The organism is Bacillus sp. SH7-1 (genome assembly GCF_008042405.1).
Lineage (GTDB): Bacteria > Bacillota > Bacilli > Bacillales > Bacillaceae_G > Bacillus_A > Bacillus_A thuringiensis_N.
The window spans coordinates 42292-61411 of record NZ_QNUD01000037.1; the positions used below are offsets into that span (position 1 = coordinate 42292).

Here is a 19120-nt window from a genome sequence, read left to right on the forward strand (position 1 = left end):
ACGGGAATCTTACTTTTGTAAATTTTCTTTTTCTTTTTTATACATATAGGTTGGTAATATGTGCAGTGCGTGATAAAGTAGGGATGACATAGAATGAAGTATCCATAATCTACTAAAATAAATCTTTAGTAGGGAATTAAATTATCGGTAAATAAGGGGAAAAAGGCAATCATGGATCAGGAAAAAAATAATGCGAATGGGAAAGCACGTCGGCCGATTGTATACATAAAAAGAACAATCATTCTCGTCTTACTATTTTCACTTGTATATTTCATGTATACAAAAATTGTTGTGCATAATAAGAAAGAAGAAACTTTAAAAGCAGCAGCAGAAATGAAAAAACAAGAAGAGCTAAAAAAGAAAGAAGAAAAAAAGAAGCAAGAAGCACAAAAACAAAAGCAAAAAGAGCAGGAAGAACAAGTGAAGCAAGCACAAGCTGTGGAAAAGCCTGCTGAGGGACCACCTCAAGAAATTAATGAAAACGCTCAATTAGATCAATACTTACAAAAAGCAGGATTTAGTGGAACAGCGGTTATTGTGAAGAACGGAAAAGTTCTTTTGAATAAAGGATATGGTATGGCGAACAAAGAGAAACAAGTACCGAATAATTCAGAGACAACTTTTTATATTGGTTCTATTTCAAAGGCGTTTGTAGCGACTGCTATTATGCAATTAAAAGATCAAAATAAATTAAATGTAGAGGATACGGTTGCAAAGTATATTCCAAATTTTCCACAAGGTAATAGTATTCAGCTAAAACATCTATTAACACATACATCAGGGATTCCCGAATATGAGCAGGGGAAAGAAGATATTTCTCATGAAGAACTGATAAAGCGGATAGGAAATCAAAAGCGTATTGGTGGTCCAGGAGAGAAGTGGAAATATTCCGATTCGAACTATTCTATACTTGCCTATATTGCCGAGAAGATAAGTGGACAACCGTTAGAAGAGTATATTAAACAACATATTTTTGCTACTGCTGGTATGAAACATTCTGGTTTCGGTAAAGCGTTAGAGCAAACAAGGTTCCCATCAACAGGTTATAAAATAGTAAATAACAATATGACAACACCTAATATTCCAAGTATGTCACAACTATATGGTTGTGGTGATATATATACAAGTGCACATGATTTATATTTATTTAATGAAGCACTCTTCTCTGGAAAGTTAATTTCAAAAGAGAGCTATGATCAAATGTTTACGGCCGTGAAAAAGGATTACGGATTTGGTTGGTATGTAGACCCGGGAAGTTACTCGAATCACGGTGTAATGCCAGGATGGAATTGCTTAAATGGATTTAGTAAAAATGGAAGTGTGTATGTCGTTTTATTATCTAACATTCAAAACAACATTAAATCGTTTGGTAAAGTGAATAACGACATTTATTCGATGTTGCGAAATATTGAAGTGTAAGAGGCTATCCTTTTGGATAGTCCTTTTTTATTGAGGAAGTGTATGTGCAATGGGATAATGAAATAAAGTGAAAATTTAATCAGTGGGTTTTTCTTCATCCCCCACTGATTATTAGTTGAACCAATCGGGCTTTTACGGACAGTTGATCCCCCACCTAACTTCTTTGCTTTCGCCGAATTTTGAGGTGGGGGTCTTACTGCCCGGCGAATAGCGGGGTAAATGGAAAAGGGGGAGGGATATGAGTATACATAAGCATCACGCACGTAATGCGAAACGTATTTTTTTTGTATCTGTCATTGTATGGATTATCGTCGCAATTGGATTAGTGATGGAATATAAAAAAGGGATGCTATTCACTTCGGAGAAAGAAAATCTGAAATTAATAGGTGTTGTACTACCGGCATTTGGATTATTAATATATGGCTTTATAGAAAAACGAAGATCAAAAATGCTCAAACAGGAAAATTATAATATAGAGACTTCTGAATTATTGGAGCAACAAAAATTTGTTGTTCGCAAAGAGGTAGGAGTATTTCAAGTAATTACATACTTTGGATTAGATGGAAATACAGTAGGGTTTTTAAAAGAAGAGTATGATTTTGTGATTCAAAGTGTATGGCAAGCTGTACTCTCTTTTCTTTTTAAGGGACTACATAAGCAACAATTTTATTTATATAATCACTCGGGAGAAAGGTTGTTACGTGTTCAAAAGAAGATGGGAGTACGTAATTTCTATGTTTTTTCTAATGTAGATGGAAAGAAAATTGGAGAGTTGAAACAAGTACTAAGTTTAACAAAGTGGGAATGGATCTTTTTAGGGGGGGATGGTAAAGAATTTGGTAAAGTGACTGGGGACCTTTCAGCAACAATGCAGAAAATAGACTGGCGAGATGGAACGCATATTGATGTGAAAGAAGATGGTATTCCGTTAGAAGCTGTTAAGTATTTTTCGGCAAGCGGTGGTTCTCTTGTTACAGCTTCTATAAGTGAACAGGCAGCATTACCAAGAGCGGTTTATTACAGTGTCTCTGCGATAGTTACAATTAAAAATTAAGATATGAAAAAAGATAGATGGGATACCATCTATCTTTTTTGTGTGATTAGAACATATTGTTTTGCTGAAAAATGTATGTCTTACCTATCACAAAAAAGTTTGTTTTGTATACATTAAGATGTATGGATGTATTTTTATAATTTAAAAATAATAGGAGGAGAAGTGTATGTGTCTGTTCGGTAAGTATTGGAAAAAGTTATCGAGATTGTTTAATAGACAATTAGATTATTTTTTAGATAATAAGTTATTACCTGCTGTGGAACGACTTTTATTTTCACAAAACTTCGCGAGATTTATTCAAAGAAACTCTAAGCAAGCTACGGAAGAATTTATTGAATCAAGCAGATTTCAATCTATTATTTGCAAAATATTAAAAGAATGTAATACATCACCTTTTAAAGAAATTGCAGAGCAGTATTTGGGTAAAAACGTAGAAATTACGGTGACAGTTGGACAGTTAACAGGTGTTATTGTAGCAGTTGGTGATGATTTCTTAACACTGCAAGAAGGAATAGGAACAGAAGTTTTATTACCATTTACAAGTATTATATCAATTAAAGAAGCGTAAGAAAGGAGACTTATATATGTTATTTACTGATGAATTGCGTAATCATGTTGGTGAGTTAGTGCAAGTTGTGACAGCGGTCGAAATTGTTGCAGGTATTCTGTTATCTGTGACAGATGGGGCAGTAAGTGTCCGTACTTCTCCTTCTTATGGACCACCGGAAGATGTAGTTGTACGTATTCCTATTATTTCTTATGTTCGCTTGGAAGGGTAAGCGTGATACAAGTATGAGAGTATCAGTTGTAATTCCGGCGCATAATGAAGCGAGTACTTTATCAAAAGTTTTAGTAGAAGTGGAGAAATTGAAGCCATATGAAATTATCGTAGTAGATAATGGATCGACAGATGGGACAAAAGAAATAGCGTTCCAACATCATTGCCGTGTAATTTATTATAAATATTCTCTTGGCAATGATGTTGGAAGGGCGATTGGAGCAAGAGAAGCGAAAGGTGACATTGTTTTGTTTTTAGATGGTGACATCGTTATTGATAACAAAGAGCTGCAACGTTTCATAAAAGGAATTCAGCAAGGCCACCAAATTGTTGTGAATAATTTAACATGGTCTGTTTATTTAAAGATGAGACCGCATTATACGACAGTTGGCAAATATATGTTGAATCGTTATTTAAATAAAAAAGAGCTTGTTGTTGGATCTTTAATCGCAATTCCACATGCAATGAATAGGAAAGTTATTCAGAAGTTTGGTTGGTGGAATTTAGCGGATCCAGCACTATTTCAAGCGATGGCGATGTCTAGAGGAGTAGATATTGTCGATATGGCTTCGGTCGATGTCATTCATACAAATAAAGTGCGTCCTGTTCATACTGGCACATCACCTGGTTCCCCTTATCCAAAAGCGACTAGTCGTATTATGGGAGATCATTTACGTGCTTTGCAATATGTAATCGAAATATATGGTAAGCGTGGTGGCTTTTCGGAAGGAAATAGGGATAGAGGGTTTGTAGGAAAGTATAAACCAGTTTTATTACAAAAGAAAAAAGCGAAATATAGTGCGATTATCCCAGTATCAGAAGAAAAGACGACTATAAGATCTGTTATACAAGAAGTGAAAAAAGCAGGTGTAGATGAAATTATAGTTGTTGCGAATGGAGCGGACGTTGAGACAATTAAACAAGCAAAGTTAGAGAATATCATTGTTATTGAATTCGAGGAAGCGCTCGGACATAATGTAGCCCGAGCGATAGGAGCTATGCATGCGACGGCCGATATTTGTTTATTTGTCGATGGTGATTTTGCTATTCCGGGGAAAAAACTAATTCCATTTTTACATGCTATTGAAGATGGAAATGATGTGGCATTAAATGATTTACAGTGTTTATTAGATATGTTTCATCCGGCAGACCCAATTAGTATGGGAAAATATTTTGTGAATTTAGTAGCGAAACGACCAGATTTATGGAATAACTCATTAACGGCAGTACCACATGCTATGCATAAAAAGGTAATAGAGAAAATCGGATATGATTCTTTGATTATTCCACCATTAGCTCAAATGAAAGCTATTTTGGAGGGGTTCTCTATTACAGCGGTAGAATTTGTAGATGTTATAAAAACAAATCGAGTACGCCCAGAACAACATGGATTTGTAAATGGGCGTATTCCAGCATTTGACCGTATTTTCGGTGATCAACTTGAGGCAATTGCATATTTATTGCAATCCACAGACGAGCGCGGGAGTTTTACAGATGGAGAGCGGGATAGAAATATCATTCAACAATTGAGAAAGGAAGAAGAGAATACAGATGAATGTTAGTAGTACAGTTGCCATTATCGGATTAGGATATGTTGGTCTTCCTTTGGCAGTTCATTTTGCAGAGAGAGGACATAGAGTAGTTGGATTAGATAAAGATACTAGAAAAATAGAATCAATTATAAAAGGAGAAAGTTATATCCCGGATGTTTCTTCTAAATTGTTACAAAGTTTATTGAATAGCAAAAGATTAATAGTAAATACACCGGATCAAGGTATTGCTGATTTTCAAAATAGTGATTACGTTATTGTCACTGTCCCAACTCCAATTAATGAACAAAGAGAACCAGACTTAAGTGCCCTCATTTCAGCTTCGCATTATATACAACAAAACCTTCAAAAAGGACAAACCTTCATTTTCGAAAGTTCCACATATCCAGGTACGCTCGAGGAAGTGATTATTCCGATTATTTCTCAAACAGGAAAAAAGGTAGGAGAAGATTATTATATTGGATATTCACCTGAGAGAATTGATCCAGCTAATAGTCAATATTCTGTTCAGGACATTCCAAAGGTTATAAGTGGACAAACTGAGCAGTGCAAACAAAAAGTACAGGATTTATATAGCACGATCTTCGATGTAGTTGTTCCAGTTAGCTCTCCAAAAGTAGCAGAAATGTGTAAGCTATTTGAAAATATTCAGCGCTTAGTCAATATTTCGTTAGTAAATGAGTTAAATACACTATGTGAAAGTTTAGGAATTGACTTTTATGAGGCACTTGAAGCGGCATCTACAAAACCATTTGGATTTACGCCGTATTGGCCAGGACCAGGGATAGGGGGACACTGTATTCCGGTAGATCCTTTATATTTCCAGTGGAGAATAAAAAAGAATGGAGAAATTAGTCAATTAATTGAGGCGGCACATGTAATTAATGAGGAAATGCCAGAGAAAATGGTCCGGAAAGTAAAAGGTGTGGTGCAATCACCTGCATCAGTTTTAATTGTAGGGGTTGCGTATAAGAAAGATGTAAATGATTTGAGAGAATCACCGGCGTTACCAATTATTCAATTACTAATTAAAGAAGGATACGAGATAAAATACCATGATCCATATATTTCTTCTGCCGAAATTGGAGATAAGGTGTATCAATCTGTTTCCTTGGATGAAAAAACAGTTAAAGAAGCAGATTGTATTTTAATTTTAACTGACCATTCGAATATAGATTGGAAGCTTTTTAGAGGAATGAAGAGAGTAATAGATACACGTGGAATTATAAAGAAGGTGAGTGTATGAGTAAGAAATGTTTAATTACAGGTGGAGCAGGATTTATTGGATCGCATTTAGCCGAAGAGTTGGTGAGAAGAGGTTATGATGTCACGATCGTTGATAACTTCTATAAAGGAAAAAATAAATATCATGATGAGTTAATGAAAGAAATTCCGGTTATTCCAATAAGTGTTTTAGATAAAAATTCTATTTATGAATTAGTAAATCAACATGATGTAGTGTTTCATTTAGCAGCAATTTTAGGTGTGAAAACGACAATGGAAAAGAGTATAGAGCTCGTTGAAACGAATTTTGATGGAACGAGAAACATTTTACAAGCAGCGCTAAAAGAAAAGAAAAAAGTAGTCTTTGCGTCTACTTCGGAAGTATATGGTAAGGCAAAGCCACCCTTTTCTGAAGAGGGTGATCGATTATACGGGGCAACTTCTAAAATACGTTGGAGTTATGCAATTTGTAAAACGTTAGAAGAAACATTATGTTTAGGATACGCTTTAGAAGGTTTACCTGTAACGATTGTTCGTTATTTTAATATTTATGGTCCAAGAGCGAAAGATGGTCCGTATGCAGGGGTAATCCCACGATTTATTAGTGCGGCACTGCAAGGAGAAGACATTCTCGTATATGGAGATGGAAAGCAGACACGTTGCTTTACGTATGTAAGTGATGCGGTAGAGGCAACGATTCGAGCAATGGACGAGAAGGTAAATGGTGAGATTATTAATATAGGTTCTGAGAATGAAAAGAGTATAAAAGAAGTAGCAGAAGTAATTAAAAAGCTAACGAAATCTTCTTCAAAGATTGTTCAAGTTCCTTTCGAAGAGGTATACCCACATGGCTTTGAAGAAATTCCAAATAGAAGACCAGATGTAACGAAATTAAGAGAACTTGTTCAATTTCAAGCGAAAGTAACGTGGGAACAAGGGTTGAAAGAAACTATTAAATGGTTTCGTGAAGAAAACAATGGCTAAGTCACTATCGATTATTATACCTGTATGTAATGAAGCGGATACGATTTCAGATGTTATTCAATCGGCAAAAGGATTAAATCCAGTAGAGATTATTGTAGTAGCAAACGGCTGTAATGATGGTACAGAAGAGGTTGCTGATCGTTTAGGCTGTAAAGTAATCAAGTATACAGAGCTACTGGGGAATGATGTGGGCCGTGCAGTTGGCGCAAAACACGCGATAGGTGATGTATTACTATTTATAGATGGAGATTTTGCCATTCAAACTTCAAAGTTACAATTATTCCTGAATCCAATTTTACATGATCAGGCGGACATTGTTTTAAATAATTTGGATGCATTATTTTTCAAGAAACAAAAACCGCACTCCGTGACAGTATGGCGCCAAATATTAAATGCAATGTTAGAGCGTGAAGAGTTAAAAATTGATTCTTTATTATCTGTACCTCATGCGTTGACGAAAGAAGTTGTTCAAAGTATTGGATATGAATGTTTTGTTAATCCTATTGTGGCTCACTTACGACTAGTACAAAGCGAATGGAGAATTAGTCGTCATTGCGCAATTGACGTTATTACGCCGAATAAATTTCGGCCGACCGAGCATGCTGCATATGGAACAAGCCTCTCCCAATCTGAAAAACGAATGATAGGTGATCATATAGAAGCTGTAGCAGAGCAGATAGTAGATAGCGATGAGCGCGGAAGATATCATGATGGAAATAGGAAAAGAGAAAGTGTCTATCATACTTTAGATTTTGAAGATTTTTATCAAGGGTGGGGCGCTACGTCTCATTTGTATAAGGGAAAGCAATTATCGGTCATTATTCCTGTACAAGATGAAGAGAAAACAATTGGAAACGTTATAGAAGAGCTTCGCAAAATTGAACCTTTTGAAATCATCGTTGTTGTAAATGGTTCGTCTGATAAAACAGCAACGATTGCAAAAGGCAAAGGAGCAACGACAATTGTATATAAAGAAGCACTCGGAAATGATGTGGGGCGCTCACTTGGAACGTATTTTGCAAAAGGAGAAATTGTGTTATTTATAGACGGTGATTTTGTTATTCCAGCGAGTGAGCTATATCCTTTTGCAAAAGCTATTGCAGATGGAATGGATGTCGCATTAAATGATCTAAATTATTATTTAGATTTAAGAGTACCGCTTCATCTTGTAACTGCATTTAAATACGCATTAAATTTAGCTTGTGATAGAAAAGATTTAGGAGTAGGCTCTCTTATTGCTGTGCCTAATGCGTTTAGCCAGAAATGTTTGAAAGAAATTGGGTATAGGTCTTTACTGGCACCGTGTGTAGCCCAAGTAAAAGCTATTCTTTCAGGATTTGAAGTCGCATGTGTAAGTCGTGTTGAGGTCGATAAGATGAACCGTATTCGTCCCAGTGAACATTTTGCAAAAATAGGTCATCCGCCAGCTGTACTCCGAATTATTGGTGATCATATAGAAGGGTTAGAGCAATTAATTGTATTAACAGGCAGTCGTGGTGGATTCCATGATGGAAATAGAAAAAGGGATATTCTATAGGTAACAAAAAAAGTGTACAACATATGTACACTTTTTTGCTCTGTTATAAAAACTATAACAGATTAGGAGATAAGAGTATTACAGCTCTACAATGGGTATTGTTCTTATATTACAAAATAGGACTCGTATATAAGAATACCAAAAAAATACAATTAAGGAAAGGGTTAATTTTAAAGACTTTTAAATGAAGTTAACACTATACATATAGTAGTTTGCTCAATATTTCACAAACATGTCACAACTATTTCGTTCACTTTCACTAAAAAGTAGTATTCTAAGTGTGTAAGCTGTTATATAAAAAATCTTAGTCCTGTACTAATCAAAAATGGAGGAGATTAGGATGACTCAAGTATTAGAAAATGTTAAAAACGCATGGGAAAACTTTAAAGGTGAAAAATGGAAAGCAGAGATTGATGTTCGCGATTTCATTTTAAATAATGTAAACGTTTTCGAAGGGGATGAATCTTTCTTAGCGGGAGCAACTGAAGCAACGAAACAACTTTGGGATCAAGTAATGGATTTAACAACGAAAGAACGTGAAAACGGTGGCGTTCTTGACATGGATACAAAAATCGTTTCTTCTATTACATCACACGAACCAGGATATTTAAATAAAGATATTGAAAAAGTAGTCGGTTTCCAAACTGAAAAACCATTTAAACGTTCTTTACAACCATATGGCGGTATTCGTATGGCGGAACAAGCTTGTGAATCTTATGGATACGAAATGGATAAAGAACTTAGTCGTATTTTTAGAGATTGGAGAAAAACTCATAACCAAGGTGTATTCGATGCATACACACCAGAAATGAGAAATGCACGTAAGTCAGGTGTTATTACTGGTCTTCCAGATGCATACGGACGTGGACGTATTATCGGTGACTATCGCCGCGTAGCGTTATATGGTATTGATCATTTAATTGAAGCGAAAAAAGCTGATTTAGATTTAACTGGCGGTGTAATGAGCGAGGATACAATGCGTTTACGCGAAGAGTTATCTGAGCAAATGCGTGCACTTCAAGAATTAAAACAGATGGCTGCTTCTCATGGCTTTGATATTTCTAAGCCAGCAACAAATGCACAGGAAGCATTCCAATGGTTATACTTCGCATACCTTGCAGCAATTAAAGAGCAAAACGGAGCTGCAATGAGTCTTGGACGTACTTCTACATTCTTAGATATTTATATTGAAAGAGATTTAGCAAATGGTACTTTAACAGAAGAAGACGTACAAGAAATTGTGGATCACTTCATTATGAAATTACGTCTTGTGAAATTTGCAAGAACACCTGATTATAATGAATTATTCTCTGGTGACCCAACTTGGGTAACTGAGTCTATCGGTGGTATGGCATTAGATGGTCGTCCATTAGTAACAAAGAACTCATTCCGTTTCTTGCATACATTAGATAATTTAGGACCAGCTCCAGAACCAAACTTAACAGTTCTTTGGTCTAAACAATTACCACAGAACTTTAAAAACTACTGTGCGAAAATGTCTATTAAAACATCAGCAATTCAATATGAAAATGATGACATTATGCGTGCTGACTACGGCGATGACTACGGAATTGCTTGTTGTGTATCTGCAATGAGAATTGGTAAACAAATGCAGTTCTTCGGCGCACGTGCAAACTTAGCAAAAGCATTATTATATGCGATTAACGGTGGTAAAGATGAGAAATCTAAAGCACAAGTTGGTCCTGAGTACGCACCGATTACTTCTGAAGTATTAGATTATGAAGAAGTTATGCATAAGTTTGATATGACAATGGAATGGTTAGCGGGTCTATATTTAAACACATTAAATGTTATTCACTACATGCACGATAAATATAGCTATGAGCGTATTGAAATGGCACTTCATGATACAAATGTTCTTCGCACAATGGCAACAGGTATCGCGGGTCTATCTGTAGTAGCAGACTCTTTAAGTGCAATTAAACACGCAAAAGTAAAACCAATTCGTGATGAAAATGGAATTGCAGTTGACTTTGAAATCGAAGGAGATTTCCCTAAATACGGTAACAATGATGACCGTGTAGATGAAATCGCTGTAAATCTTGTGAAAACATTTATGAATAAACTTCGTAAACATAAAACATACAGAAATTCTGTTCATACAATGTCAATCTTAACAATCACATCTAACGTTGTATACGGTAAGAAAACTGGTAACACTCCAGATGGTCGCCGTACTGGAGAACCGTTTGCACCAGGTGCGAACCCTATGCATGGACGTGATACAAAAGGTGCATTAGCTTCATTATTATCTGTGGCTAAATTACCATATGAAGATGCACAAGATGGTATTTCTAATACATTCTCTATTATTCCAAAAGCACTTGGTAAAGAAGATGATGTACAAGTACGTAACTTAGTATCAATGCTTGATGGTTATGCAGTAAAAGAAGGCCATCACTTAAATATTAACGTATTTAACCGTGAAACATTAATGGATGCAATGGAACATCCTGAGAAATATCCACAATTAACAATTCGCGTATCTGGTTACGCTGTAAACTTTATTAAATTAACTCGTGAACAACAAATTGATGTAATTAACCGTACAATGCATGAAAGCATGTAAGTGAAAAAAGTGTCCCTCTGCATTTTATAAATAGCAGAGGGAGGCTGTTTCAATAAAGGAGGAAGTAAAATGGTAAAAGGAAGAATTCATTCTGTAGAGTCTTGTGGTACTGTTGATGGCCCGGGAATTCGTTATGTCATATTTACACAAGGGTGTTTATTACGTTGTCAATATTGTCATAATGCTGATACGTGGGAGATCGGTAAAGGAAAAGAAATAACAGTCGAAGAAGTAATGCAGGATGTGACATGTTACCTTCCTTTTATTGAAGCTTCCGGAGGCGGTATAACAGTTAGTGGTGGGGAACCATTATTACAGCTAGATTTCTTAATTGAGTTATTTAAGAAATGTAAAGAAGTTGGAATTCATACAACAATTGATTCTTCGGGTGGTTGTTATTCTGAAGAACCAGAATTCCAAAATAAGCTAGATATTTTAATGGATTACACAGATTTAGTTTTATTGGATTTGAAACATATTGATTCAAAGAAACATCGTAAATTAACAGGAAAACCAAATGAACATATTTTACAATTTGCTCGTTATTTATCGGATAAAAATAAACCGATTTGGGTACGACACGTATTAGTTCCTGGTATTACTGATAATGAAGAGGATCTACAAAAATTATCTAGCTTTATTCAAAGCCTGTCTAATGTTCAGAAAGTTGAAGTGCTACCATACCATAAGCTTGGTGTATATAAATGGGAGGCACTTGGGCATAAGTATCCACTCGCGAATGTAGAACCGCCTACTGAAAAAAATGTAGAACAAGCAAGACATATTTTACAAGCAGTCTAATCCAAATATTGGATTAGGCTTTTTGCTTTCTTGACAATAAAACCTAGAGTATATATATAGAAAAGAGTATACTGAAAATAGAATATCCATATTTTTGTAAGGAATAAGTGGAGAAATTTACATAATTGTAAAGGGAAATCAAAATAGTAAAAAGAATTAAGAAGTAAAAGAGTGAGTATCATGGAATAGAGAACATTTGTAAGTTATTGCGAAAGCTCTTATAGGAAAGTATAATGTAAAGATATGAGCACAGATAGGATTAAGGGGTCAATCTTATATGCTTTGCATATCCACGACAGGTACATAGCTGAAAGAGAAGTATTAGAATCTGTTTATGTAATTTTTAAGGAAAATGTTTTTCCTATTGTCGTATATGCAATATGGAGAAACAATAAGCTAGGAGTGGATTTGTTTGATAAAAAACCCCAAGGTTTTAATATTAACTGCACATTACGGTAATGGTCATGTGCAAGTAGCGAAAACATTAGAACAAACATTTCGCCAAAAAGGAATTAAAGATGTAATTGTATGCGATCTGTTCGGAGAATCACATCCAGTTATAACCGATATTACAAAATATTTATATTTAAAAAGTTATACAATAGGAAAAGAATTATACCGCTTGTTTTATTATGGCGTAGAAAAAATTTATGATAAAAAAATAGCATCTTGGTATGCGAATTTTGGAAGAAAACGTTTGAAATTACTTTTACAAGCAGAGAAACCGGATATTGTTATTAATACCTTTCCAATCATAGCTGTACCAGAGTTAAAAAAGCAAACAGGTATTTCAATTCCTGTTTATAACGTATTAACGGATTTTTGTGTGCACAAAATATGGATTCATCGGGAAGTAGATCGTTATTTTGTAGCAACTGATCACGTGAAAAAAGTTATGATTGATATTGGTGTGCCTGCGGAGCAAATTGTTGAAACTGGAATTCCGATTCGTAGTAGTTTTGAGCTAAAGATCAATCCAGACATTATATATAATAAATATCAGTTATGTAAGAATAAAAAGATTTTACTAATTGTAGCAGGTGCTCATGGGGTATTAGGAAGTGTAAAAGAACTATGCCAATCATTTATGTCAGTACCTGATTTACAAGTAGTTGTCGTTTGTGGGAAAAATGAAGCGTTAAAACAGGATTTATTAGGGTTACAGGAAAAAAATTCTGATGCATTAAAAGTATTTGGTTATGTTGAAAATATTGATGAACTATTCCGTGTTACTTCTTGTATGATTACAAAGCCAGGCGGTATTACGTTAAGTGAAGCGGCAGCATTGCAAGTACCTGTCATTTTATATAAGCCTGTTCCAGGACAAGAAAATGAAAATGCGATGTACTTTGAAAGAAAAGGAGCTGCAGTTGTCATTCGTGATGATAGTGAGGTTTTTGCAAAAACAGAGGCGTTATTACAAGATGATATGAAGCTTCTTCAAATGAAAGAAGCGATGAAAAGCATTTATCGTCCAGAGCCAGCTGGTCATATTGTGGATACAATTTTGGCAGAAAATCATGTAGAACCGAATCATATACCTATTAAATCACCTGCTCTTGCACAATTATTTACTTAATATGAAACCCTCTTTTATATGTTTAAAGAGGGTTCTTTATTGTTTTATAAGATAAAGTAGTAACTTATCCACATGAAGATTACGCTTTCATTAAACAGTAAAGTCGAAATATTAACAACTATATCCACATTGTCCACAATTTTTAGAAAAATATCCACAATTCTAACATTTACTATGCGTTACAGCATATAAACTTGTGAAGGGTTTATAGAATTTATTCACAATTCTATAAATTATGTGGATAACGTTATCCACATAAAAAAGGTTCCTTATTTATAAGGAACCTTTTTCCTACTCTATCACGTAGAAAAAATATGTAATGAGAATGAATAATTAGGGGGGAGAACTTCTAATTATTCATTCTCACTTTAAATACTTTTCGAGCGATAACCCGCTGCGCGATCTGCTTTACGAAATTCTCGTTGGTAGAGAACTTCTTGTGTACTAGATAATGCGTTTTTTGCTTTGTCACGTTTCTTTTTATCCATTACAAATCACCTCGTGTCCTAAAGTCACTATCTATCGTTTCCAAAGACATGGGGTGATATACGTATATATCAAAATGTTAATGGTTAATTATTATTTCTGAAAATTTAGATTACGCTTCTTTTAAGTGATGAGAATCTTGGAACGTTGTATCTCGCATTGTAGCAAGTGTATATTGATCTTTTGGAATCTCATATAAGTTATATACTTCTTCATTCGCGTTAATTTCATCATAAACGGCTTTTCTTGTTTCGTTTGCTAGATTTACATATTGTAATTTTTCTGCAGCTTTAATAGAACGAATATTTATTTTGCGAATACGCATAAAGATCGTTTCAATATCTAACTCGTAGAAAAGTTCGCTAAAAAATGAATCTTTTGCCAATTTATTGTAGCCTTTTCCGTGATAAGGTTTGCCAAGCCATGTTCCAAGGAATCCGGCTTTTTCTTGCACATCAAATAAAGTAATTGTTCCGATAGGGTTACCCCATTCATCTAAAATTGTGCGTGAAATTAATTCCCCACGCTCTTCAGCTTCAATCGTTTGTTTCGTTAAAAATAAATATTCCTCATAAGAATAAGCCTTTTGACGCACAAAAGGGAAGACAGCTGGATCCACCATTAACTCGTATAGAACGTGGCTGTCGTGTAAGTCGCGTTTTTTCAACATACTAACTCCTCCTCACACGAGGGTAGCATGACGAAAAAACACCCCACCCTCGAAATTTTTATATCAATCTTTAAAAAATTTCGGGGTGGGAATCGAACCCACTAGAACCAGTTTCTAACGCTGGTGGCGCACCATTTGCCTTCCCCATTCATCAATTTGAAAATGATAATCACGACACAAATTGATTATGGTTTCATTCAGTTTATAATCGTATAATACTTTATCTAGTCAAAAAAATAAACTAGTTTTTTTTATTTTTTTTGTAAATTATTTTTCCATCAATCATGGTTAGTACAGGCTTGGCTAAATAATGGAAAGGATGATGGGTCCACAACACGAGATCAGCGTCTTTTCCAGCCTCAATGCTTCCAATTCTATCCTCTAAACGTAAATTTCGCGCTGGAAATATAGTGATTCCTTCTAGTGCCGTTTTTTCGTCTAATCCTTCCCTTACTGCGACAGCAGCACAAATATTTAAATATTGAATGGGTGTATAGGGGTGATCTGTTGTGATGGAAACTTCCACTCCATTTTTTGATAATATATGGTAAGTATCCCATGTTTTGTTTTTTAGTTCGATTTTAGAACGGCGTGTAAGCGTGGGGCCAACTGAAACCTTCAAATTGTGTTTCGAAAGTTCTTCAACAATAAAGTGTCCTTCTGTACAATGTTCAATACGTAAATCAAGATTGAACTCTGTTGCAAAGCGTAGAGCAGAACTAATATCATCTGCTCGGTGAGCGTGGATACGTACGGGTATTTCACGGCGTAATGCTTTTAAGATAGGAAGCATTCGAAAATCAGCTTCATGCCCGTAGTGCTGTGCTTCATAGAATGATTCCCGAAGTAATCCCATAATTCCCATACGCGTAATGGACTCTTTTGTTCCATTACTATGGACCTTTTTAGGATTTTCTCCAAAGGCAATCTTTAAGCCAGCAGGTTCTTGAATAATCATATGATCAATACAAGTTCCAGCTGTTTTTATTACACAAGTAGTACCACCAATAATGTTTTGACTTCCTGGCATAACGTGAACAGTTGTGATTCCATTTTGTATAGCATCTTGAAATGCAATATCAAAAGGGTGAATTCCGTCCAAAGAACGGATATGTGGTGTTGAAACCTCAGATGTTTCATTTGCATCATTGCCAGCCCAACCAGTACCTTCATCATAGAGACCAAGATGGGTATGGACATCAATAAATCCAGGTAAGAGATGAAGAGCACGTGCGTCTATAACTGTCATATCTTGAGTAGGTTGAATGGAAGGCTTGACCTCAGCAATTTTTTCTCCTATAACGAGTACATCCCCTTGAAATTTTTGGGATGTAATAGGATAGACAATGGCTTGTTTGAGCAATATTTTCATAGGTACCTCATTTCTGTTACTTTATAATGTTAATGAAATTTAAGGGAAAGTAACTGAAAGATTATTTGTGTAATAATGCTCCGGATGCTAGAAAATGAAAGTGTTGAAAGGGACCCCTGTAAAACTGTGTTTTAGAAGTACTACATTGTATGCGAAAGTATATTTTGTAATGCATGGTCTATTGACGGAAATCTGTATTGATACCCATGCTCAATTGCTTTACTAGGTAATACATGTTGCCCTTCTAGTACAAGTATGCTCATTTCACCCAATAAAGTGTGAAGCATAAATGAAGGGACAGGTAACCAATGAGGTTTTTTTATGATAGTTGCAATGATTTCTCCAAATTCCTTCATTCTTATAGGTTGGGGAGCTGTAATGTTAAGAGGTCCATCAATTTCTTCGTTGTGTATGATGAAATCGATCATGCGAACGACATCGTCTATATGAATCCATGATAACCATTGGTTTCCAGACCCGACTGTACCTCCGATATAGAACTGATAGGGAAGTAGCATCTTTGGAAGGGCTCCTCCGTCTGGACCTAATACGACTCCGAATCTTGCGTAGATTGTTCGTATTCCGAGAGAACGTGCTTTAGATGCTTCTTGTTCCCATGAATATACTGTATTTGCTAAAAAGTCATTTCCAGGAATCTCATGCTGTTCTGTAAAAGACTCGGTTTCAGACGTTCCATAGTATCCAATAGCACTTGCGTTAATAAATGTGTTTGGTTTTGTATTTAGTTTTTGTAATTGTTTAATGAGTCCTTTTGTTGTTTGGATTCTACTGTTTAAAATGGATTCCTTTCGTTTCTTTGTCCATCTACTATTAATAGACTCTCCAGCTAGATTAATAACTACATCAATAGAGGAGATGGGGAAGATTTGTAAATCTGGTGTCCATTGTACGTATTGAAGGTTAGGATGTGAAGTTTCAGTAGTTTTGTTTCGCGAGAGAATGTAAACAGTATATCCTTTTTGAATAAAAAAAGTAGAAAGGTATTTACCGATAAAGCCGGTACCACCAGAAATTGCGATTCTCACAATTATTTCCTCCTCATTATATATATTCTTGAAAAGCAAAAACGTTCCTTGACTATGTTAAAATAATAGAGAGGTGAGAGTATGGCTGTCATTACAAAAATAGAAGTGCAAAAACGATCGAAAGAACGGTTTAATATTTATATTGATAAAGGTCAAGGTGAAGAGTACGGGTTTAGTGTGAATCAAGTAATCTTAATAAAACACGGATTACAAAAGGGCTTAGAAATTGATGAAATAGCGTTAGGAAATATTTTGTACAATGAAGAGGTACAAAAAGCATATTTACAAGCAATCTCCTATTTATCCTATCAAATGAGAACGAAACAAGAAATAGAAGATTTTTTACGAAAAAAAGAAGTGGGACAGGCCATCATCTCTGAAGTCGTTTCGAAATTATTACATGACCGATATATTAATGATAAAGAGTACGCTGTTTTATATACGAGAACACAAAGTAATGTGAATCGAAAAGGTCCCACTGTTATTAAAAGAGAGTTGTTAAATAAAGGTGTTCAGGATCTAATTATTACGCATAGTTTACAAGAATATCCGAAGGAAAAGCAAATTGAAAATGCTTTACTTCTTATAGAAAAGAAGAAAAGATCTTATCAAAAACATTCCTTTTTACAAATGAAGCTAAAGTTAGACGAAATGCTTGTTCGTAAAGGGTATTCTAGAGATGTGATTCAAATTTGTTTGGAAGAATTGAAAGACGAAAAAGATGACGAACAGCAACAAGAAGCGTTACACTATCATGGGAATAAATATTATGAGAAATATAAGAAGTATGATGGATGGACATTTGAAAATAAGATGAAACAAGCGTTATATCGCAAAGGGTTCTCTATTGATGAGATAGAGATGTTTTTGCAGATGAAACGCGAAGAGGGATGAGGGGAATAAGATGAATATGCCAAAGCGCTACAGTGAAATGACACCACATGAGCTAAGGGAAGAAATTGGGGTTTTGAAAGAGCAAGCGATAAAAGCGGAGCAACTTGGAATCGTAAATGAGTTCGATGTATTAATGAGAAAGATGGCAATGGCTCGCGCTTATATGACTGACATAAACAAATTCCATATTGGTGAGATATATGAATTGGTAGAAGAACCTGGTATATTATTTGAAATTACTTATTTCAATGGGGTATTTGCTTGGGGACATAAGCAAAATGATAATGAAGAAATTGGAATACCGATTTCCTTATTGCAAGAAAAATAAAAACCAGAGAGCGAATATCTCTCTGGTTTTCATCTTTGGTAGGCGTTACAGGAGATAGGAGATTCTAAAATTGGCGTTTTTTACATTCATTCGCCAATATAATGAGAGACTGGGTTTGTTGCGTCTGTCCGTTAACTTGCGCTTTTGCATGTTTCGGACGAGTCCACGTATGGTTAAATAATTCAGAACGACTATCTAAGCGATCACGGTAGCTCATCTTTATCACCTCGTGTAGGAAGTTAATTTACTTTGTTACTACTCTTCCTGCTGATTTGCAGCACGCATACGTTCTTGTGGGTGCGTGTTAATTGTGCCGTTAGGTCGTTTCGAAGCGAAGCGTGATTTCGCTTTCGGTTGACCGTCGATTTTGCTGTTGTTTTTTGACTCAGACCAAAATTCGGCTTGTTTACCCATTGCGAACGCCCTCCTCATCATCAGTTGATACCTCTTTAAGAAGTATCAATTATAGAATGTGCAAAATAGAAGAAACTATCCTTTAGAAATGAAGGGATAAATAGGTAAAAGGAGAATAAAACATGAATGATATTTATGAAGCATTAACGAAAGAACTATTAGACAAAAATGACAAGCTTTCTTACGCACAAGCTCGTGCGTGGGTTGAATTACTGTGGGAAGATTTTCAAACAACTTATGCGAAATCGGGTCGTTACCAAGGTGATGAAATGACTGAACAAGTTGTAAGAACATGGATTAATAATCATGGAGCGCGTCTTCATGAAATGCGTACAAATAATCCGAAATATAGCCATTTAATCAATCAAGAAGATCATTTGAAACATTAAAAAAA

General features: G+C 35.3%; 20 protein-coding genes and 1 pseudogene. 15 read left to right on the plus strand and 6 right to left on the minus strand.

Annotation, left to right across the window (positions count from 1 at the left end; all coding sequences use genetic code 11):
- Positions 1–171: 171 nt before the first annotated feature.
- From DN390_RS24705 to DN390_RS24760, 12 genes and pseudogenes are all read left to right on the plus strand, one after another.
- Entirely contained in the window at positions 172–1419 is a 1248-nt protein-coding gene (locus DN390_RS24705) for a serine hydrolase domain-containing protein (protein ID WP_147808740.1), read from the plus strand.
- 238 nt (positions 1420–1657) lie between these two features.
- The gene (locus DN390_RS24710; RefSeq protein ID WP_147808741.1) at positions 1658–2473 is read left to right on the plus strand and encodes a sugar ABC transporter ATP-binding protein; all 816 of its coding nucleotides are present in this window, start codon (positions 1658–1660) and stop codon (positions 2471–2473) included.
- 166 nt (positions 2474–2639) lie between these two features.
- On the plus strand, positions 2640–3041 hold the full coding sequence (locus tag DN390_RS24715; RefSeq protein ID WP_097949136.1) for an LSm family protein: 402 nt from the start codon (positions 2640–2642) through the stop codon (positions 3039–3041).
- A 16-nt stretch (positions 3042–3057) separates the two neighbouring features.
- Positions 3058–3252: an LSm family protein gene (locus DN390_RS24720; RefSeq protein ID WP_002166988.1), complete on the plus strand. Its 195-nt coding sequence runs from the start codon at positions 3058–3060 to the stop codon at positions 3250–3252.
- On the plus strand, positions 3233–4813 hold the full coding sequence (locus DN390_RS24725) for a glycosyltransferase family 2 protein (protein WP_141439075.1): 1581 nt from the start codon (positions 3233–3235) through the stop codon (positions 4811–4813). The genes DN390_RS24720 and DN390_RS24725 overlap by 20 nt, the downstream gene beginning before the upstream one ends.
- The gene (locus tag DN390_RS24730) at positions 4803–6047 is read left to right on the plus strand and encodes a nucleotide sugar dehydrogenase (RefSeq protein ID WP_097949135.1); all 1245 of its coding nucleotides are present in this window, start codon (positions 4803–4805) and stop codon (positions 6045–6047) included. The genes DN390_RS24725 and DN390_RS24730 overlap by 11 nt, the downstream gene beginning before the upstream one ends.
- Positions 6044–7009, plus strand: a complete 966-nt coding sequence (locus DN390_RS24735) for an NAD-dependent epimerase/dehydratase family protein (RefSeq protein WP_097949134.1) — start codon at positions 6044–6046, stop codon at positions 7007–7009. Before DN390_RS24730 ends, DN390_RS24735 begins: the two co-directional genes overlap by 4 nt.
- A complete protein-coding gene (locus DN390_RS24740; protein WP_147808742.1) occupies positions 7002–8546 on the plus strand; it encodes a glycosyltransferase family 2 protein in 1545 nt (514 codons plus the stop codon). Before DN390_RS24735 ends, DN390_RS24740 begins: the two co-directional genes overlap by 8 nt.
- Positions 8515–8734, plus strand: a pseudogene (locus DN390_RS31400) (hypothetical protein). Before DN390_RS24740 ends, DN390_RS31400 begins: the two are co-directional and overlap by 32 nt.
- 152 nt (positions 8735–8886) lie before the next feature.
- Positions 8887–11136 carry a formate C-acetyltransferase gene (gene pflB, locus DN390_RS24750; RefSeq protein ID WP_060629431.1) on the plus strand — a complete coding sequence of 750 codons (2250 nt, stop codon included), beginning with the start codon at positions 8887–8889 and terminating at the stop codon, positions 11134–11136.
- A 69-nt stretch (positions 11137–11205) separates the two neighbouring features.
- A complete protein-coding gene (gene pflA, locus DN390_RS24755; RefSeq protein WP_060629432.1) occupies positions 11206–11937 on the plus strand; it encodes a pyruvate formate-lyase-activating protein in 732 nt (243 codons plus the stop codon).
- 412 nt (positions 11938–12349) lie between these two features.
- Positions 12350–13516 (plus strand): diglucosyl diacylglycerol synthase, encoded by a 1167-nt coding sequence (locus DN390_RS24760; RefSeq protein WP_060629433.1) that lies wholly within the window; start codon positions 12350–12352, stop codon positions 13514–13516.
- A gap of 368 nt (positions 13517–13884) precedes the next feature.
- Here the strand turns inward: DN390_RS24760 and DN390_RS24765 are convergent, their stop codons facing one another.
- From DN390_RS24765 to DN390_RS24780, 4 genes are all read right to left on the minus strand, one after another.
- Positions 13885–14004 carry a YfhE family protein gene (locus DN390_RS24765; RefSeq protein WP_000358480.1) on the minus strand — a complete coding sequence of 40 codons (120 nt, stop codon included), beginning with the start codon at positions 14002–14004 and terminating at the stop codon, positions 13885–13887.
- Positions 14005–14114: 110 nt separating this feature from the next.
- Positions 14115–14672 (minus strand): GNAT family N-acetyltransferase, encoded by a 558-nt coding sequence (locus DN390_RS24770; protein WP_000914738.1) that lies wholly within the window; start codon positions 14670–14672, stop codon positions 14115–14117.
- A gap of 241 nt (positions 14673–14913) precedes the next feature.
- A complete protein-coding gene (locus DN390_RS24775; RefSeq protein ID WP_060629434.1) occupies positions 14914–16044 on the minus strand; it encodes an amidohydrolase in 1131 nt (376 codons plus the stop codon).
- 140 nt (positions 16045–16184) lie between these two features.
- Positions 16185–17090: a TIGR01777 family oxidoreductase gene (locus DN390_RS24780; RefSeq protein ID WP_147808743.1), complete on the minus strand. Its 906-nt coding sequence runs from the start codon at positions 17088–17090 to the stop codon at positions 16185–16187.
- A gap of 81 nt (positions 17091–17171) precedes the next feature.
- On the opposite strand from DN390_RS24780, the gene recX reads away from it, so the two are divergent.
- Both recX and DN390_RS24790 read left to right on the plus strand, forming a co-directional pair.
- Positions 17172–17984: a recombination regulator RecX gene (recX, locus tag DN390_RS24785; protein WP_147808744.1), complete on the plus strand. Its 813-nt coding sequence runs from the start codon at positions 17172–17174 to the stop codon at positions 17982–17984.
- Between the two features lie 10 nt (positions 17985–17994).
- Positions 17995–18312 carry a YfhH family protein gene (locus DN390_RS24790; RefSeq protein WP_060629437.1) on the plus strand — a complete coding sequence of 106 codons (318 nt, stop codon included), beginning with the start codon at positions 17995–17997 and terminating at the stop codon, positions 18310–18312.
- Positions 18313–18376: 64 nt separating this feature from the next.
- On the opposite strand, the gene DN390_RS24795 is transcribed toward DN390_RS24790, so the two are convergent.
- Positions 18377–18529, minus strand: coding sequence for a YpzG family protein (locus DN390_RS24795; protein WP_000122093.1), 153 nt, complete (start codon positions 18527–18529; stop codon positions 18377–18379).
- A 38-nt stretch (positions 18530–18567) separates the two neighbouring features.
- Complete coding sequence (locus DN390_RS24800) at positions 18568–18726, minus strand: small, acid-soluble spore protein K (RefSeq protein ID WP_000517891.1); 159 nt, start codon at positions 18724–18726, stop codon at positions 18568–18570.
- 122 nt (positions 18727–18848) lie between these two features.
- On the opposite strand from DN390_RS24800, the gene DN390_RS24805 reads away from it, so the two are divergent.
- A complete protein-coding gene (locus tag DN390_RS24805; protein WP_060629438.1) occupies positions 18849–19115 on the plus strand; it encodes a YfhJ family protein in 267 nt (88 codons plus the stop codon).
- The last annotated feature ends 5 nt before the right edge of the window (positions 19116–19120 follow it).

Coding starts and splice junctions, on each gene's coding strand:
- DN390_RS24705 (WP_147808740.1), top strand. CDS start 172: ATGGATCAGGAAAAAAATAATGCGAATGGGAAAGCACGTCGGCCGATT.
- DN390_RS24710 (WP_147808741.1), top strand. CDS start 1,658: ATGAGTATACATAAGCATCACGCACGTAATGCGAAACGTATTTTTTTT.
- DN390_RS24715 (WP_097949136.1), top strand. CDS start 2,640: ATGTGTCTGTTCGGTAAGTATTGGAAAAAGTTATCGAGATTGTTTAAT.
- DN390_RS24720 (WP_002166988.1), top strand. CDS start 3,058: ATGTTATTTACTGATGAATTGCGTAATCATGTTGGTGAGTTAGTGCAA.
- DN390_RS24725 (WP_141439075.1), top strand. CDS start 3,233: ATGTTCGCTTGGAAGGGTAAGCGTGATACAAGTATGAGAGTATCAGTT.
- DN390_RS24730 (WP_097949135.1), top strand. CDS start 4,803: ATGAATGTTAGTAGTACAGTTGCCATTATCGGATTAGGATATGTTGGT.
- DN390_RS24735 (WP_097949134.1), top strand. CDS start 6,044: ATGAGTAAGAAATGTTTAATTACAGGTGGAGCAGGATTTATTGGATCG.
- DN390_RS24740 (WP_147808742.1), top strand. CDS start 7,002: ATGGCTAAGTCACTATCGATTATTATACCTGTATGTAATGAAGCGGAT.
- pflB (WP_060629431.1), top strand. CDS start 8,887: ATGACTCAAGTATTAGAAAATGTTAAAAACGCATGGGAAAACTTTAAA.
- pflA (WP_060629432.1), top strand. CDS start 11,206: ATGGTAAAAGGAAGAATTCATTCTGTAGAGTCTTGTGGTACTGTTGAT.
- DN390_RS24765 (WP_000358480.1), bottom strand. CDS start 14,004: ATGGATAAAAAGAAACGTGACAAAGCAAAAAACGCATTATCTAGTACA.
- DN390_RS24770 (WP_000914738.1), bottom strand. CDS start 14,672: ATGTTGAAAAAACGCGACTTACACGACAGCCACGTTCTATACGAGTTA.
- DN390_RS24775 (WP_060629434.1), bottom strand. CDS start 16,044: ATGAAAATATTGCTCAAACAAGCCATTGTCTATCCTATTACATCCCAA.
- recX (WP_147808744.1), top strand. CDS start 17,172: ATGGCTGTCATTACAAAAATAGAAGTGCAAAAACGATCGAAAGAACGG.
- DN390_RS24790 (WP_060629437.1), top strand. CDS start 17,995: ATGAATATGCCAAAGCGCTACAGTGAAATGACACCACATGAGCTAAGG.
- DN390_RS24795 (WP_000122093.1), bottom strand. CDS start 18,529: ATGAGCTACCGTGATCGCTTAGATAGTCGTTCTGAATTATTTAACCAT.
- DN390_RS24800 (WP_000517891.1), bottom strand. CDS start 18,726: ATGGGTAAACAAGCCGAATTTTGGTCTGAGTCAAAAAACAACAGCAAA.
- DN390_RS24805 (WP_060629438.1), top strand. CDS start 18,849: ATGAATGATATTTATGAAGCATTAACGAAAGAACTATTAGACAAAAAT.